Annotated in this window: 12 protein-coding genes and 2 pseudogenes; 2 read left to right on the forward strand and 12 right to left on the reverse strand. The window is 38.8% G+C overall.

The window, feature by feature from the left end:
* Nucleotides 1-215: 215 nt before the first annotated feature.
* A pseudogene (locus AOT13_RS19700) lies at nucleotides 216-716 on the forward strand (MFS transporter); the annotation flags it as partial.
* Nucleotides 717-771: 55 nt separating this feature from the next.
* On the opposite strand, the pseudogene AOT13_RS15120 reads toward AOT13_RS19700, so the two are convergent.
* The 7 genes and pseudogenes from AOT13_RS15120 to AOT13_RS15150 form a co-directional block, all read right to left on the reverse strand.
* Nucleotides 772-1341 (reverse strand): annotated as a pseudogene (locus AOT13_RS15120) (IS256 family transposase); the annotation flags it as partial.
* 512 nt (nucleotides 1342-1853) lie between these two features.
* Nucleotides 1854-3770, reverse strand: a complete 1917-nt coding sequence (locus tag AOT13_RS15125) for a BglG family transcription antiterminator (protein ID WP_003249756.1) — start codon at nucleotides 3768-3770, stop codon at nucleotides 1854-1856.
* Nucleotides 3771-4335: 565 nt separating this feature from the next.
* Nucleotides 4336-5772, reverse strand: coding sequence for a 6-phospho-beta-glucosidase (locus AOT13_RS15130; protein ID WP_003249754.1), 1437 nt, complete (start codon nucleotides 5770-5772; stop codon nucleotides 4336-4338).
* Between the two features lie 271 nt (nucleotides 5773-6043).
* A complete protein-coding gene (celB, locus tag AOT13_RS15135) occupies nucleotides 6044-7399 on the reverse strand; it encodes a PTS cellobiose transporter subunit IIC (protein ID WP_003249752.1) in 1356 nt (451 codons plus the stop codon).
* A gap of 19 nt (nucleotides 7400-7418) precedes the next feature.
* Nucleotides 7419-7922, reverse strand: coding sequence for a hypothetical protein (locus tag AOT13_RS15140; protein WP_003249750.1), 504 nt, complete (start codon nucleotides 7920-7922; stop codon nucleotides 7419-7421).
* A gap of 337 nt (nucleotides 7923-8259) precedes the next feature.
* The gene (locus tag AOT13_RS15145) at nucleotides 8260-8583 is read right to left on the reverse strand and encodes a PTS cellobiose transporter subunit IIB (RefSeq protein ID WP_003249748.1); all 324 of its coding nucleotides are present in this window, start codon (nucleotides 8581-8583) and stop codon (nucleotides 8260-8262) included.
* Nucleotides 8584-8616: 33 nt separating this feature from the next.
* A complete protein-coding gene (locus AOT13_RS15150) occupies nucleotides 8617-8928 on the reverse strand; it encodes a PTS lactose/cellobiose transporter subunit IIA (RefSeq protein WP_003249745.1) in 312 nt (103 codons plus the stop codon).
* A gap of 442 nt (nucleotides 8929-9370) precedes the next feature.
* Between AOT13_RS15150 and AOT13_RS15155 the strand changes: the two genes are divergently transcribed.
* Complete coding sequence (locus AOT13_RS15155) at nucleotides 9371-9931, forward strand: IS21 family transposase (RefSeq protein ID WP_042383869.1); 561 nt, start codon at nucleotides 9371-9373, stop codon at nucleotides 9929-9931.
* An 8-nt stretch (nucleotides 9932-9939) separates the two neighbouring features.
* Here AOT13_RS15155 and AOT13_RS19965 read toward each other — a convergent pair whose 3' ends face one another.
* From AOT13_RS19965 to AOT13_RS15180, 5 genes are all read right to left on the reverse strand, one after another.
* Nucleotides 9940-10467, reverse strand: coding sequence for an IS630 family transposase (locus tag AOT13_RS19965; protein ID WP_003249743.1), 528 nt, complete (start codon nucleotides 10465-10467; stop codon nucleotides 9940-9942).
* Entirely contained in the window at nucleotides 10457-10897 is a 441-nt protein-coding gene (locus AOT13_RS15165; RefSeq protein ID WP_073519232.1) for a helix-turn-helix domain-containing protein, read from the reverse strand. The genes AOT13_RS19965 and AOT13_RS15165 overlap by 11 nt, the downstream gene beginning before the upstream one ends.
* A gap of 340 nt (nucleotides 10898-11237) precedes the next feature.
* Entirely contained in the window at nucleotides 11238-12092 is an 855-nt protein-coding gene (locus AOT13_RS15170) for a Cof-type HAD-IIB family hydrolase (protein WP_003249739.1), read from the reverse strand.
* A gap of 466 nt (nucleotides 12093-12558) precedes the next feature.
* Entirely contained in the window at nucleotides 12559-14127 is a 1569-nt protein-coding gene (locus AOT13_RS15175; RefSeq protein ID WP_003249737.1) for a plasmid pRiA4b ORF-3 family protein, read from the reverse strand.
* 120 nt (nucleotides 14128-14247) lie between these two features.
* The gene (locus tag AOT13_RS15180; protein ID WP_003249735.1) at nucleotides 14248-14658 is read right to left on the reverse strand and encodes a DUF4275 family protein; all 411 of its coding nucleotides are present in this window, start codon (nucleotides 14656-14658) and stop codon (nucleotides 14248-14250) included.
* Between the last annotated feature and the right edge of the window lie 9 nt (nucleotides 14659-14667).

Genomic DNA, 14667 nt, shown 5'->3' on the forward strand with positions numbered 1-14667 from the left:
CACGGATTGATTTAGAAAAGTTGAAAAATTCTTGTTTATATCTAGACAGACGGCAAAAAAATCGCTATAATTCAGTCAAAAGTTGTTCCGTATAACGGAATATAGTTACATATAACGGAATATACTGATGATCTTTCTTAGACATTTACGTATAGGAGATGCCATAAAAGTATAGATTCATAAATACATACGCTTACAAATAACCATAAATTATTATGGATAGTGAATACGCAGTGAAAAAACGACGCTGGACCACAGCTTGTTTAATTGCGGTTGGGGTCATTGTCAATTATTTTGACCGCATCAATATGTCTGTTGCGTTAAAGCCATTGTCAGAAGAATTCCATTTAACTCCTGGACAACTTGGGATTCTTTTATCCGCCTTCGCATGGTCTTATGCCATTCTTCAAATTCCTGCGGGCACTTTGCTAGATAAAATTGGTGTCAAATGGGTGGCGCGAATTGGTACCATTATTTGGTCAGCCGCTTGTTTTCTCACCGCGATCGCCAGCAGTCAGGGACTTGTCATTTTATCGCGAATTTTACTAGAAATCGGGGAAGTCCCATATTTTCCAGCTGCTACAAAAGCAATTGGTTACTGGTTTCCCCGTAACGAACGAGGAACAGCCATTGCACTTTTTGATGCCCAATCCAAATTGTCCAACGCAATCGGTACCCCTATTATCGCTTGGGTTGTATCCGAATGGGGGTGGAGGACACATACCAAGAGGGCTTTTTTCAAGTCCCCGAAAAAACTTCTAACAGGAATGCTCCCACAAAGAAATCAAGAATTTCGCGATACCCTTCTTCGTTCACCCCTAACACCACATCAATGACTTCTTTCTCTACCGTATCGCGACGAAGTTTCACGTACAAACCGTCCAAATATAAGACGGAATAACGCTTGTGTAGTGGACGGCTACACCATTTTTCGATATCTTCTTTTACGACATCGGTAATACGGCTGATCGTCGCTGGAGAATAAGTTCCTAGAATTCGTTCAATAAACTTGCCAATTTCCCGGGTACTCATGCCGCTTTGATACATCCGAATGATAGCTTCCTCCAGCCATCCCGTGTGGCGTTGATAAGGAGCAAACAGCTGCGTTTGAAATTCCCCGTTTCGATCTCTTGGGACCAAAAGTCCCTCAATCCGGCCATATTGCGTATCTAGATTTCGTTGATAATATCCGTTTCTCATATTGGATGTGTCCGCTTGTTTGATTTCGAGGAAATTTTTGATCTCTTCCTGCATAATCAGCTCTAATTTTTCTTTGACAAACTGACGAATGACACTTTCCAGTTGATTTGCCCAGTCAATATTCGATATACTTTTAGACATAGGTAGGGTTCTCCTTTCTTTAGAATGTTTTTCGTCCAATCAGAGAATACCCTACCTTTTTTCTTTTGGTCTAGCAAAATGTTTTACACAAAATTTTATACTCATCGGATGAGGTTAAGTCCAAGATTTTGTGTAAAAAGAAACGGCAAAAAAGTAGTTTGATTTTTCCAAAACCTAAATTTGCTAGACCGAAAGCGAATTTTTACACAATAATCAGGACTTGATCTTTGGATGATCATGAAGAAGCGAACAATTATCCCATTATCTTAATTATCATTCGCTATTTCACCGAATAAACCACTTTTTGCTTGCAAAAAACAGGAGCCGAATCGGCCCCTTCCGTGTTTTCCCTTTTCGATCAGTTCATCGGATGCGCTGGAAGTATTCATCCGAAAGAATGTACAAATGTTCGGAAATAATCTGCAAAATCCGAAATAAATCCGCAAAAATTTTGCACATTATTTCCGAATCTGTCTGAAATAATTTGAAAAAATTCTGAATAATGTGCTAGTTTACATTAATAACTCTATTAACTCATCAACTGTTTTACTTTTAATAACCTTTTGGACAATAGATTTATTTTCAATGATAGAAATTATCTTTTGATACATACGATCTAAATCAGTTTGAGAACCTTTTTTAATATTTAACAAACAAATAAATTGAACCATTTGCTGTTCATGCCACTGAATAGGATGTTTTAATGTACATATTGTCCAAAATGTCTCATCTGTTACTGGGGTTATTGGATGAGGAACTGCTACCAGATTTCCAAAACTGGTTGGGGCCATAGACTCCCTTTCTAAAACAAGATTTACATAATCTTTTGGTACAAGCTTTTGTTTATATAATTCATCACATAAAAATCTAATAACACTTTCCTTATCTTGTAAATCCTGCTGAAGGAAAATTCTTGAAGGATGTAAATAAGTCACTTCTTCAATTTGATTCATAGATAAAAAATTTTTAATAGCATTAATGTCCTTGTCTTCCAAAAAAATATTAACAACTTGGACTGGTACCCCTAAGTTTTCTTTTATAGGAATTGTGCTAATGACCAAATCAATGGAAGATAAATCATATGATGATAAATTGTAATAATTAATCGTGTCCATAATTTCAATTTCTTGATCAAACAAATTTTTTAATCGGTAGTAAAGTAATTTAGCACTACCTACTCCAGAAGCACAAACGATAAGTACTTTCTTTTTCTTCTTATTTAACTTCATTCGTTCAAGGGCAACACCAATATGAAGAGCAATATAACCAATTTCATGTTCAACAACTTCAATTTGTAAATATTCTTCTATGCATTTGCTAGCAATAACAGCTCCTTCAAACGCGGCTGGGTATTTTTTCTTTATATCATTTAATAATGGATTACGAATATTCATTTTATAACGCAATCGATTCATTGCAGGACGGATATGCAAAGTTAGAGCTTGAATAAACTCACGGTCTTGACTAAAGTCCCAATTTAATTCAGACTTTAATCTTTTTAACATACAGTTTATAATCGACCCAACTTCATCAAACTCAATAAACTCCATTAGTCCTTTTTGATGTAAAAGTTTTGTTCCTAGTAAATGAACGATAATATAATCAATTTCTGCATCAGGAAAAGTTAAATGTGTCATTTCTTCAACCTTTTTAATAATTTCATTAGCTACAATTTTTTCAAATGGGTATTCATCGACTAAAACATCAGACAACTTTTTAATGACAAAACCTTCTTCAATTCTTTTACAAGCAATAACTATATGTGTCGCTAAATTTTCTAAAGAAATGTCAGAAATCTCAATTTTGTATTTATTAACCGTTTGGATAATTACTTCTTTAATCCTTTTAAATAATTCTTGATCAATGAAGTGTAAAGAGTCTCCCTTTAAAAGTGCCTCTTTATTCCGACTTAATAACGAATTCGATAAACATAAACGTTTCATATATTCGTCCCCTTCAACTCTTGATCCGTAGTGAGGGCGATTTATTAATTTCAAATTATATTTATTGAGAATTTCCTTAACCCTCTTTAAATCATTGTGCAAAGTTGACATGGAAATAAACATCTCATCTGTAAAGCTTTCCAGTTTAATGAAATCCTTTTCTAGCAATAGACGCCTTAAAATATATAGAACTCTTGTATCTTGATCAGCAAACTCCGCTGCTATATTATTCTCTTCAGTAGAAATCTGATATAGAGTTTTTGAAAATAGTTCAGCATTTACTATTTTTAGTACGTATCCTTTTCCTCTAATCGATTCAATTAAAATACCTTTCGATTCAATATTCTGCTGCATTTGTTTAATTTCATTTCGGATTGTTCGATCACTGACGCCTAATTCTTTTGCTATCCATTCTGAGGTAACTGGTTTTTTTGACTTGGATAAAAGTAACAAAATATCTTTTTGCCGTGTTGATAGTTTAGTCATGTCGATCAGCTCCTCTTTTATCGCATTTCAATACTAAGAGGACTAAGAAGAATTTTTCATGCATATATTCATTCACCGATATATCGGACCTTTTATATTTATAACCAATTGTTTTTGATGATAGTCAGGTTATGCATCTTAGTGATAAGAAAAAATGGAGTTTTATATCAACTCCATTTTCCTAACTCATATTTCGTAAAATAAATGATTTTTTATTTCGATATCGGAATTGTTTTTGAATTTTTATCTAATATGCGAAATGTGAGTTCTAAATAATTATTTCGTGTGAATTCTTATCATAATTTTGTGAGTTAGACAAATGAAGATTTTTCATCTATATGCATGCTCATTGAGAAGTTAACATTCACATAAGTCATACCCACTCCGGTTATACTGTTCCTAGAAAAAACATGGAAAAGGGGCGAAATCACACATGAAACGGCTGAAAATCACCAATAATTACGGATGGACACCCCGAAAACTCCGGAAGCAGGAACGGAAAATCAAAAACGTCCATCTCCGCCAACGCGTGATGGCGGTTCACCACGTCATGGAAGTCTATTCTTTAAAGTTCTTCTCCATTTGTTTCAATAACACGCTTATACCAATAAAAAGATTTTTTCTTTCTCCTTTCTAACGTACCATTTCCTTCATTATCTTTATCTACATAAATAAAGCCATAACGTTTTTCCATTTCTCCAGTTCCAGCACTAACTAAATCAATACAGCCCCATGGTGTATATCCTATTAAATCAACACCATCTAATTCCACTGCTTTTTTCATTTCTTTAATATGATCACGCAGATATTGAATACGGTAATCATCATTTATCGTACCGTCTGCTTCAATGACATCCCTAGCACCGAGACCATTTTCCACAATAAATAAAGGAATATTATATCGTTCGTATAAAGCGTTTAATGAATAACGGAGGCCTACTGGGTCAATTTGCCAACCCCATTCACTTGCCTTGACATAAGGATTACGAACGATATGACCAAATTCTCCATCAGGTTCACTGCCTTCTACTTCACGAGCACTGACTACCTTAGACATATAATAGCTAAATCCAATATAATCTACTGTACCTTCTTTAAGAATTTGTTCATCTTCCTTTGTATATTCAATTTCAAAACCATTTCTTTCCCAATATTTCTTCGTATAATTAGGAATTTCACCTCGAACATGTACATCACCAAAGAACCAGCGATTACGCATTGCTTCAGTGGCAAACATCACATCATCTGGATGACAAGAGTATGGATATACCGGTACAAAAGAAAGCATACAACCGATTTTAAAATTAGGGTTAATTTCGTGGCCTAATTTTACAACTTTTGCACTAGCAATTAATTCATAAAGAGCTGCTTGATACATTGTTTGTTCCCGATTTTCGCCTTTCTCATATATAATTCCTGAATTTGTAAAGCTAGCGAAATCCATACTTGTATCTGCTTGGTTATTGATTTCATTAAATGTCATCCAGTATTTCACTTTATCTTTATAACGTTTCATAACTGTCTCAGAAAATTTCACAAAGAAATCAATACACTTCCGGTTTCTAAAGCCACCATATTTTTTCACAAGATTATAAGGTAATTCAAAATGAGAAAGGGTAATAACGGGTTCGATATTATATTTTAATAATTCATCAAATAAATCATCGTAAAATTGTAATCCTTCTTCATTTGGTTCAGGATCGTCTCCATTCGGAAAAATTCTTGTCCAAGCGATAGAAGTACGGAAACATTTAAATCCCATTTCAGCAAAGAGTTTGATATCTTCTTTATAACGAGAATAGAAGTCAATCGCTTCATGGTTCGGATAATAGTACCCTTCTAACACACCATCTGTAATTTGACGAGGAACACCATGTCTTCCTGCAGTCATCACATCTGCAACACTTATCCCTTTTCCACCTTTATTCCAGCCACCTTCAAGCTGGTGAGCTGCTACTGCTCCACCCCATAAAAAGTTTTCCGGTAAAACACTTTTTCTCATAATAAGTCAACCTCCGTTTTAAAATCCTTGTAAATAACACTTGTCCATTACTGGCAATTAACTCCACCAACCTAAAAAGGTTGAATAAGAAGACAGTTACTCCTTTGAAGAACCGCCTCCTTTCACTTTATTGACATTATAAGCACTTGCTATGCAGCTTAAGTCTTTGACAAAATACTTTAGTATTCAGTACTTGCTTCTACACCATTGAAATTTACCTTTTACCTCATAACTCATAAAGCATCTACACATCTTAATTCTATGTTCTGGATCAGAGGACAGGCTCTCCACCTTTTTCTTGCTTAACTAACTTATTATCGTATATTTTAATGAACGGAAGATATATGAGAAATGCTACAACACCGCAAATCAATGATACAACTACCGCCCTGATGTCTCCACCTGTACCAATAAAAGCGCCTATACCTATTGGAGATGGCCAAGGTACTTGTGCAATAATAGGATTAACAAAATGTAGTTTAATTGCCCAATAACCAATAGTTGCTGTAGCCATAGGTGCTAAAAAGAATGGGATAGCTAAGTATGGATTGTAAACAATCGGTAATCCAAATAATATTGGTTCATTAATATTAAAGATACCAGGAACAACAGATGCTCTTCCCAAAATTTTTAATTGTTGTGATTTAGCAAAAAGTGCAATAAAGATAGTTAACCCTAAAGTCGATCCGGAACCACCCATAATTACAAATGAATTTTGGAACTCACCTGCGAATGGAATATTCGCTCCATTCATGTTGGCCTCCATATTTGCTAGAACAATTGGCGTTAGGAACGCCCCGATAATATTTGCCCCGTGGATACCTACGATCCAAAGTGCGTGGATTAAGAAGTAAATCACCATGAGGCCTAACCAACTATTTGCTATATTAACAACAAAGCTAAAAGGAATTGCTACTACTTTAAATATATCAGTACCTAAAGCTACTAAAATTCCATTAATTAGTAAAACAACAAAAGCAACTAAAAATGCTGGTATTAATGCTGTGAATGATCTAGATACGCCTTCCGGTACTGCTTCCGGCATTTTTATAACCCAATTTCGTTTCACACAAAGTCTATATAATTGTACAGCCACAACAGCTATAATAATTGCCGCAAATATTCCTGTAGTACCTAAACGACTTACACCGCTATCAACCATTTCCCAACCGCTAATAATTTTAGTAGTATCATCAATTTGTTGTACTAACAACATTTTTCCATCTTTTAAAACTAATTGAGGAATAGTCATAAAGAAAGCGAACATTGACAGTAAAGCGCCATTTAAAGGGTTTAGATTTAAACCTTCTTCTTCAGAAAATAATTTTGTATACTCATAACCAATGACAAGGTTAAAATATAACGCTAAAATTCCCATCGTTGCTTTAAACGCTAACATATATAAATCACTAATTCTAAAGAAAGTATTATTGAAAAAGCCTTCTAAAAATGTCATGGTTTGCGGCAATACGTTCAACACCAAAAACATCGACCCTACGATCGTAAACGGAATAGAAGCCATTCCTGCAGCCATTACTGCACGCACAAATCGAAAAGATGCAATTTTTCCCATGGGTCCCATTATATACTTTTCAAGTAAGGCAAATGCCTTGCTTTCTGATGACATAAGAATTCCTCCTTTTCTGTTAATTTATAACTTTTTCATATTCCTTGATGCGTTGATAATGCTTATCTTCGTTATATTTAATTTTGTTTAAACGATAAAGAATTAAAGCGCTTAATAACATCCCGGCAATCAAAATAATTAAAACAAATACTTTTGACTTATTTTGATTTACTAAAAAAGGATATAATTGTGCAAAGGACGAAGAAAAACAAGTTAGTAATATAAGAACAGCATTCGTAAAGAACAAAGTTATAAAACAATATTTTGTGTATATAGCATTATTGGTAGGGCTGCTATAGATCTTTACTTGCTCTGCAATACTCGTTAGTAGTATGATAATTAGTACCAATGGGACAATATATAGTGATGAATCACTCATTAACAACGAAATTAGCCAGTATATATTTGTAAAAAAGAATATTGCAGTAACATATCTTACAAGTAAATATCGATTATAGTACACAGATTTAATACTTTGTTCTTTTCTGTTTTTTTCTAACAGTGCTCTTTCACTGTAATTCATACAAATCCCTCATTTATCTTGTTCTTCGCTACTCGCAATAATTTTGATACTGGTAATCGAAACATTAAAAGGGAATAAGTTCAATCATTTTAAATATATGGTTCCATTCTACTACTCATCAAAGATACCGCTTTCAATATATTGAAGTTTAGTAGAGAGGGATAACTTCTTTTAAAAAAATTATTGAAATCTTAATCTTTTTAAATTATCCCCCTCTTCGATTCTATTAATAATTTTGTCATTTAATTGTAAATAACGAAGAACCATTTATTTAATCGTAACTGATCATTTAAGCTTATCCCACTTCATTTCTTATTGGAACATAACCGTTAGCAAATCATTTATTTGGAAGTTCTTGTAAGATTAAGTTACCCAGTTTTTCAACACCCATAGGAATAGGAACATATGCTTGCGGCGGGACGTTCACAACCGGTTTTCCTACACGATCACCAGCTTCCTTAAGTTTTTGATAATACATTTTTGTTTGAGGACTTACCAAAAATAAATCAAAGTCACCCTTTTCAATCATCTTGCTACCTTCATTAGCAGAAACGGCATCTACTTCAATATCTTGACCTTTTGCTTTAAAAAATTCCGTTGTCTTTTTTGCCATTAAAGAAGATGACATACCAGCTGCACAAATAATTAAAACTTTTTTCATAATAAATCCCTCCATTTCGTTATACTTGTAAATTTAGTTAATTAATTTTTTATAAAGTTCAATTATTTCTTGAGCTAAATCAATAACTGTCATTGCATTCATTAAATGGTCCTGTGCATGGATGAGTAATATACGAATCTCTATTTTTTCCCCACGAGCTTCCTCTTGAATAAGATCTGTTTGAAAACGATGAGCTTTTCTCATTTCTTCATTCGCTTCTTCAATTTTTTGTTCAGCTAAGTCAAACTCACCAATTTTAGCATGTTTAATTGCTTCCATAGCTAAACTTCGAGCATTTCCTCCATGTAAAATAATATGGAAACTAATTTCTTCTAAGTTCACCATAATCATCCCTCAATTAATGAAATAGTAATGTGTTGAATTCTAAATATTATTTTTTAGGAGCAACCGATTGATGTTAGCTATGATGAGATCCGATTAATTTGATGTTCCTATTGCATTGAGCACTTGTTAACCGTTTCATTCTTCTTTTTATCGACTGCTCAATTATTATATTACTATTAAAGCGCTATCAATTTAATCTAAATTCCTTCCTAAATGCAACGGAAAACTTTGATCCTAAGTTGTAAACAACGGAATATTACCATGTTCATACAAAACATCCATGAGTAAGCTTTGCTCTCCACCCTGTTTAATGCAAATAAAAGTAGCGCATTGTGCAAGATAAAAGTTTAGCAGTTTGCAAAAAAAAATCATTGTCAGCACCCCTCTCCCACCACTAACCTTCTAATTGGACAAAAAGTACAGTTAGAAGGGGAAGAAAAGGATGCTTACAATGATTCCACAACATCATATCAAATATTTGTATGAATATAAAGGGATGTCCCTGCGAGCCATTGCCAAAGAGACGGGACATAGCTTTCAAACAATCAAAAAATATGCCAATAAAGAAGATGATAATCCATTTCCAACTCCAAGGAAGCCAAAACAGTCAAAGTTAGATCCATATAAAGCACAGATTGATGAGTGGTTAGAGGAAGACCGAAAGGTGCCTCGAAAACAAAGGCATACAGGAACTAGGGTATATCGTCGGCTGCTTGAAATGTACGGGGAGGAATTTTCCGTCTCCTTGAGGACGGTGCAGTATTACGTAGCGAAGAAAAAACAAGAAATGTATCAAGATGGTGAAGGTTATCTTCCGTTAGAGCACTCACCGGGAGAGGCACAGGCCGATTTTGGAAGTTTTACGTACCAAGACGAGAAAGGAGTCGAACAGGAAGGATTTTTTCTCACACTCTCTTTTCCATACAGCAATGCCAGTTACGCACAGGTGGTACCGGGGCAGAACCAAGAATGTCTTCTATATACATGCAACATGAAGAGTTAACTTCTCAGTCATCCTGCACACCCTAAGCGCTGCAGCACTTCCTCCGGACGTTCGTGGATGTAGTTGACAAACCGAGTAATGGCTTGAATGATATCGTTGCGGTCCTTGTGAAATACATTGGCAATCACCGTATCTTTCAGCCATTTCCATAAGCGTTCGATCGGGTTCAGCTGTGGCGAATAGGGAGGAAGGTAAATAAAGTGAAAACACTGCCCTTCTTCCCGCAAAAACTCCTTGACCATTTTGGCATGGTGAATGCGGGCGTTATCCGACACCAAGACCATGAGACGGTCCGGATAGCGCTCTTTGAGCATTCTCAAGAAATCCAAGAACGTCGTGGCATTGGCAGCGGTCGTTTGATGAAGCACCGTTTCGCCATCGTGGATGTTGACCGCGCCAAACAGCGATACGTGGGCATGATGGCCGAACGTCGGCACTTGTTTTTGGCGGCCGACTTCCAACCATGTGGACCGCAAGACATGGTAAGAGCGGATATGTGTTTCATCAAGGTACAACAAGACCGAATCAGGATCCATTAAGTTTTTTTAGGAAGTCGATCTGTTTCTCAAAATTCTTTTGTCGATCCGGATCGCCTTTCGCCAATGTGTAGGCCGGCCGTGTCCACGACAGCCCTTTGCGGTGCAGGAGTTTTCGCAACGCTTCGCGGGAAATGCAAACACCGAAGTGCTTTTCGACATCGGATTGCAGGAGTTTGGTGTTCCACGCCGAAGCGACGTCCCAGCCCAGTTCCACGGGAGTGGTGGTCAACACAAGCTGTTTGATCTCTTCCTGCTGTTCTTCGGTGAGAAACGGCTCCCGCCCGGGGGCGAAATCCTGATGAAGCAAGATCTCCAGACCGCCTTCGTTGAACAGCGACACATAATGGGAAACGGTTTGTCGGCACACGTTGACCATGGAGGCCACCTCTTTGCCCAAATAGCCTTCCATGACCAGGCGAACCGCCATCACCCGTTGGCGAAGAAGGATGTTTTTGATTTTCCGTTCCTGTTTGCGAAGTGTCCGAGGTGTCTATCCGTGATCGTTGGTGATTTTGAGACGTTTCATGCAGAATTCCGCTCCTTTTCCATGCTTTTCCTTAGGAGCAGTATAACCGGAGTGGGCACCACTTATACGAAGGTTAACTTTTCAATGAGCATATATATAGACGGTTTGAACAAAAAAGTCAAACGTCCAAACTGTTGATATATTAACATCTTACTTTAGTGTATGAAAGCAAAAGCCTTATGTATACCTCCCCCAGACCAAGCACCGACAGTGGAGTGGAGGAAGGGCGCGGTTTCCGCCGTTACTGGTTCTGCTTGCCGATCAGTTCTTCCAATGCGACCGCCACGCCGTCCTCTTCATGTGAGACAGTGACCATGTCACTGACTTCTTTTAATTCGGGAGCGGCATTCCCCATCGCCACGCGATAACCGGCGACGGCGAACATCGATAAATCGTTATGGCTGTCGCCAAAAACAACCGTATCTTTCATGGCGATGCCGTAATGGTCGGCCAGTTTCATGAGCGCCTGTCCTTTCGTCGCCCGTTCATGGTTGATCTCAATGTTGTTCGGATGCGACGACGTTACGGCGATGCCGGAAATACCGGCAAATTGTTCCGCCGCTTCCCGTAAGCGCGCCTGATTAAGAGAGAAAACGAGCACTTTATAAAAAGCAATGCCCCGTTTTTCCCAGACGAGGCGGATATCATCGACATACGTCACGCGCGCTTGCTGGAATTGCTTTTCGACGATGCGCTTTAATTCAGGCGCGATACCGCTTGCCTTTTCTGCCAACGCTTCGAGATGGGCGCGGTTATGGAGACCGACGTAGACGGCATCGTTCGTATAAATTTCGCAATATAAATCGGGCTGTGCGCGCACCCACTCCAGCGCCGAAATTAACGTTTCCTTGTCAAGCGGCACATCGCCAAGCACCGTCCCATCTTCTAATGTCATCACCGCGCCGTTTAAACTCATAATCGGGCAAACGATATCTGCTTCTTGAAGCGGCGCGCGCGCGTCTTTATATGCCCTTCCTGTGAAGATCGCCACGATATGGCCACGCTTTCGCGCTTTTGCAATGGCTGCTTTATTTCTTTCACTTACCCGTCCATTCGAATTGAGAAGCGTCCCGTCCATATCTAATGCGATTAACACTATTGCATCACTCTTTCTCTTTATGCGCGTTTGTTAAATCACTACTCCATCATGGCCAATTTATATTTTCAAGCAACTTTTCGATTTCTCCACGTATTGTGGTCTTGTTTTTCATATAGACATGAACAGTTGCATTACGCAAACTTACAATGTTGTTTCACGTATCATGTTTTCCATCCATCCTTCTTTGAATGCTTGTCTGTAACAAGCGCGCGGATTGTTTAAGTCGAATCTCCAAGACTTAAAAAATTTCGATAACCATTTCCACCATTTAATCCTCCAGAATTCATACTTGTTGACAATTGAATCACAGTACACTTCTTTGGTGGTGTCATCTGGATTTTTAGTTTGCTGGAACACACGGATATTATACTATCTTTCAAATGTATCAGCAGCCGGTACACATATATTGATACGAACTTCTTTATATTTGCCGGCCAAACCGCGATTCTCTTTGCGCCTCATCCTAAAACATTTCAAAAGTTCTGCGGATATGCTCGGCGGCAAAAATCCGCGACACTTCTATCGTCCGAATCGGCAATCTGCGCAGCACCGGGGCGAGCATTTGCTTTGTTTCCTTTTTCATGCGAATTTCCCGCGGTATTTTCCCGATCCGTAGCAACATATCCAAAAAACTTTTTTGCACGCGCATCTCTGCATTCTCGAGCGGAAGCATATCGCTATGGATGATGAACCCGGTGTTCACATCCACCGCCAAAACAAATATAGGAAAATACGGGCGCTCCCCGCGCTTTTCTTGCACCGGTTTATTGATATATCCCGCGTCAAATTCGATGCTGCCGTAGTATACTTGTCCGATCTTTTTCACCATTTTCATCAACTTCGGCTCGACAAGCAGTTCATATGTCGGTGTTTTTTTCTCGCCTTCCAGTTCAGCAAGCAAAACGGTGTCATCGCGCCAAACGATGTTTCCATCCTTTTTTTCGCCAATGCGGGCAAACATTTTTCCATCTTCTAGAAACACCGGAAGGGAAAGTTCCCCTTTCGCGACGCACCGCGCGACTTCAAGAGCCTGATCAAGCGCCACTGTCACCAGCTTCGCCTCTTCTTCGGAAATCATCCACGGATAGTACCCAGGAACAAAGCTGCGAAACTGCGGCCACTGCTTTTTGCCGCGGAAAGCCATGCCTTGCGAACGAAGGAGCTCATAGTCTTCCTTGCTTAGTTCATCTCGGTCAGCAAAGGAAATAAGCACCGCCCGCTGTGTATACACAGGATCTTGTTCGGGATATGGCCGTTCGAACAAATGCCGCAGGCTTTCATATCCTTGTTCACCAATATACACGACCATTCCATGCTCTTGGCCAAGCGCGCCAATGACAGAGCAATATAAACGCTCGTTTGTTTCCGGATCAATGACAAGGAAAATTTCATCATCATCCATCCATTGCCACGGCGCTAACAGTTTAAATGCCACCGCTTTTTCCAGCAGTGCCCTCCATATGTTGTTTTGCGTTGCCCGTGCTTCCTTCACCTTCTCTTCCGGCACTTTCTCCCATGCTGTCTTGCCGGTTTCTTTGCGCAGCGAAGCCAATTTTGCATCGACTATCGCTGTCAATTCCTTTGTCTCGATCTCCTCTAGATTCCACCCCACGCCCATGCTGTCTTCTTCCGGTGCAACACGCACCGCTTTAAGGCAAACGGGATAGAAGGCGTCCGGCTGCGGCACCATTATTTTTTCAAGCACCAACTCATGTTCCCAATAATCGCCGAAGTCATAAATATACAAGCAGCGATCTCCCTCCTCAACGAGCCAGTCGGAAAGCCGCTCTTTATGTTCCTTATAGCCCGCACCATCCCGTCCATCACTTCCATCATTGCCAATTTCGATGCGCTGCTTCGCCATTCCGCGCGTTTTCGTGATGTAAAACGTATGTAAATGCCGGTCTTCCCAGTCAAACGCTTTTTGCAGCACATCATGAAGCTCGGCGAACGTCATTCCGCTTGGCACCAATAATCGCCGCCACACTGGCGGGCGAATATCTTTTAACTGTACTTTCAGTTGATAGATCACATTTTTTCCTCCATATCATCACGAAATGTTCTTCTTTTCATTCTACCATTTATTCATATCATTGTTAAATACATAACAAAAGAAACGGTGAACACAGCGGAGCTTCTTTTCACGCAAATGTCACTCTTTGCGGTAAAAATACGGCCCGCAATAGTCTTCATGCGTCTGCACATGCGTCCACGTAAAGTGCGGGTCGACGACACATACATCGTGCTCGTTCCGCAAACCTTCCGCCCGCAAATTTTCGGCATTGATAAGCATATATGTCTCTTCCCTTTCTTGATAAAACAAATAACAAATGACTCGGTTCATCTCACGAAACGCCCGCATCGCTTCTTTCCCTTCCAGACAAGGCAGCTTCTCGTAACTAAATATATGCCACAAAAACTGGTCGAAATAAATTGACTGTTTCTCCTGCGGACTGATGGCATCCGCAAACACTTGTTCCCAACGTTTGCGGAATTCTTCTCCTTTTCCCGGCCATTCTTCGATCATGATTCCTCTATTTTTCCATCTTTTTCGTATGTTCATTTCCATCCC

Source organism: Parageobacillus thermoglucosidasius (assembly GCF_001295365.1).
GTDB classification, from domain to species: domain Bacteria; phylum Bacillota; class Bacilli; order Bacillales; family Anoxybacillaceae; genus Parageobacillus; species Parageobacillus thermoglucosidasius.

Excerpts from the sequence above, each read along its gene's own strand:
- AOT13_RS15125 (WP_003249756.1), bottom strand. The coding sequence starts at position 3,770 with ATGACTAAACTATCAACACGGCAAAAAGATATTTTGTTACTTTTATCC.
- AOT13_RS15130 (WP_003249754.1), bottom strand. The coding sequence starts at position 5,772 with ATGAGAAAAAGTGTTTTACCGGAAAACTTTTTATGGGGTGGAGCAGTA.
- celB (WP_003249752.1), bottom strand. The coding sequence starts at position 7,399 with ATGTCATCAGAAAGCAAGGCATTTGCCTTACTTGAAAAGTATATAATG.
- AOT13_RS15140 (WP_003249750.1), bottom strand. The coding sequence starts at position 7,922 with ATGAATTACAGTGAAAGAGCACTGTTAGAAAAAAACAGAAAAGAACAA.
- AOT13_RS15145 (WP_003249748.1), bottom strand. The coding sequence starts at position 8,583 with ATGAAAAAAGTTTTAATTATTTGTGCAGCTGGTATGTCATCTTCTTTA.
- AOT13_RS15150 (WP_003249745.1), bottom strand. The coding sequence starts at position 8,928 with ATGGTGAACTTAGAAGAAATTAGTTTCCATATTATTTTACATGGAGGA.
- AOT13_RS15155 (WP_042383869.1), top strand. The coding sequence starts at position 9,371 with ATGCTTACAATGATTCCACAACATCATATCAAATATTTGTATGAATAT.
- AOT13_RS19965 (WP_003249743.1), bottom strand. The coding sequence starts at position 10,467 with ATGGATCCTGATTCGGTCTTGTTGTACCTTGATGAAACACATATCCGC.
- AOT13_RS15165 (WP_073519232.1), bottom strand. The coding sequence starts at position 10,897 with ATGGCGGTTCGCCTGGTCATGGAAGGCTATTTGGGCAAAGAGGTGGCC.
- AOT13_RS15180 (WP_003249735.1), bottom strand. The coding sequence starts at position 14,658 with ATGAACATACGAAAAAGATGGAAAAATAGAGGAATCATGATCGAAGAA.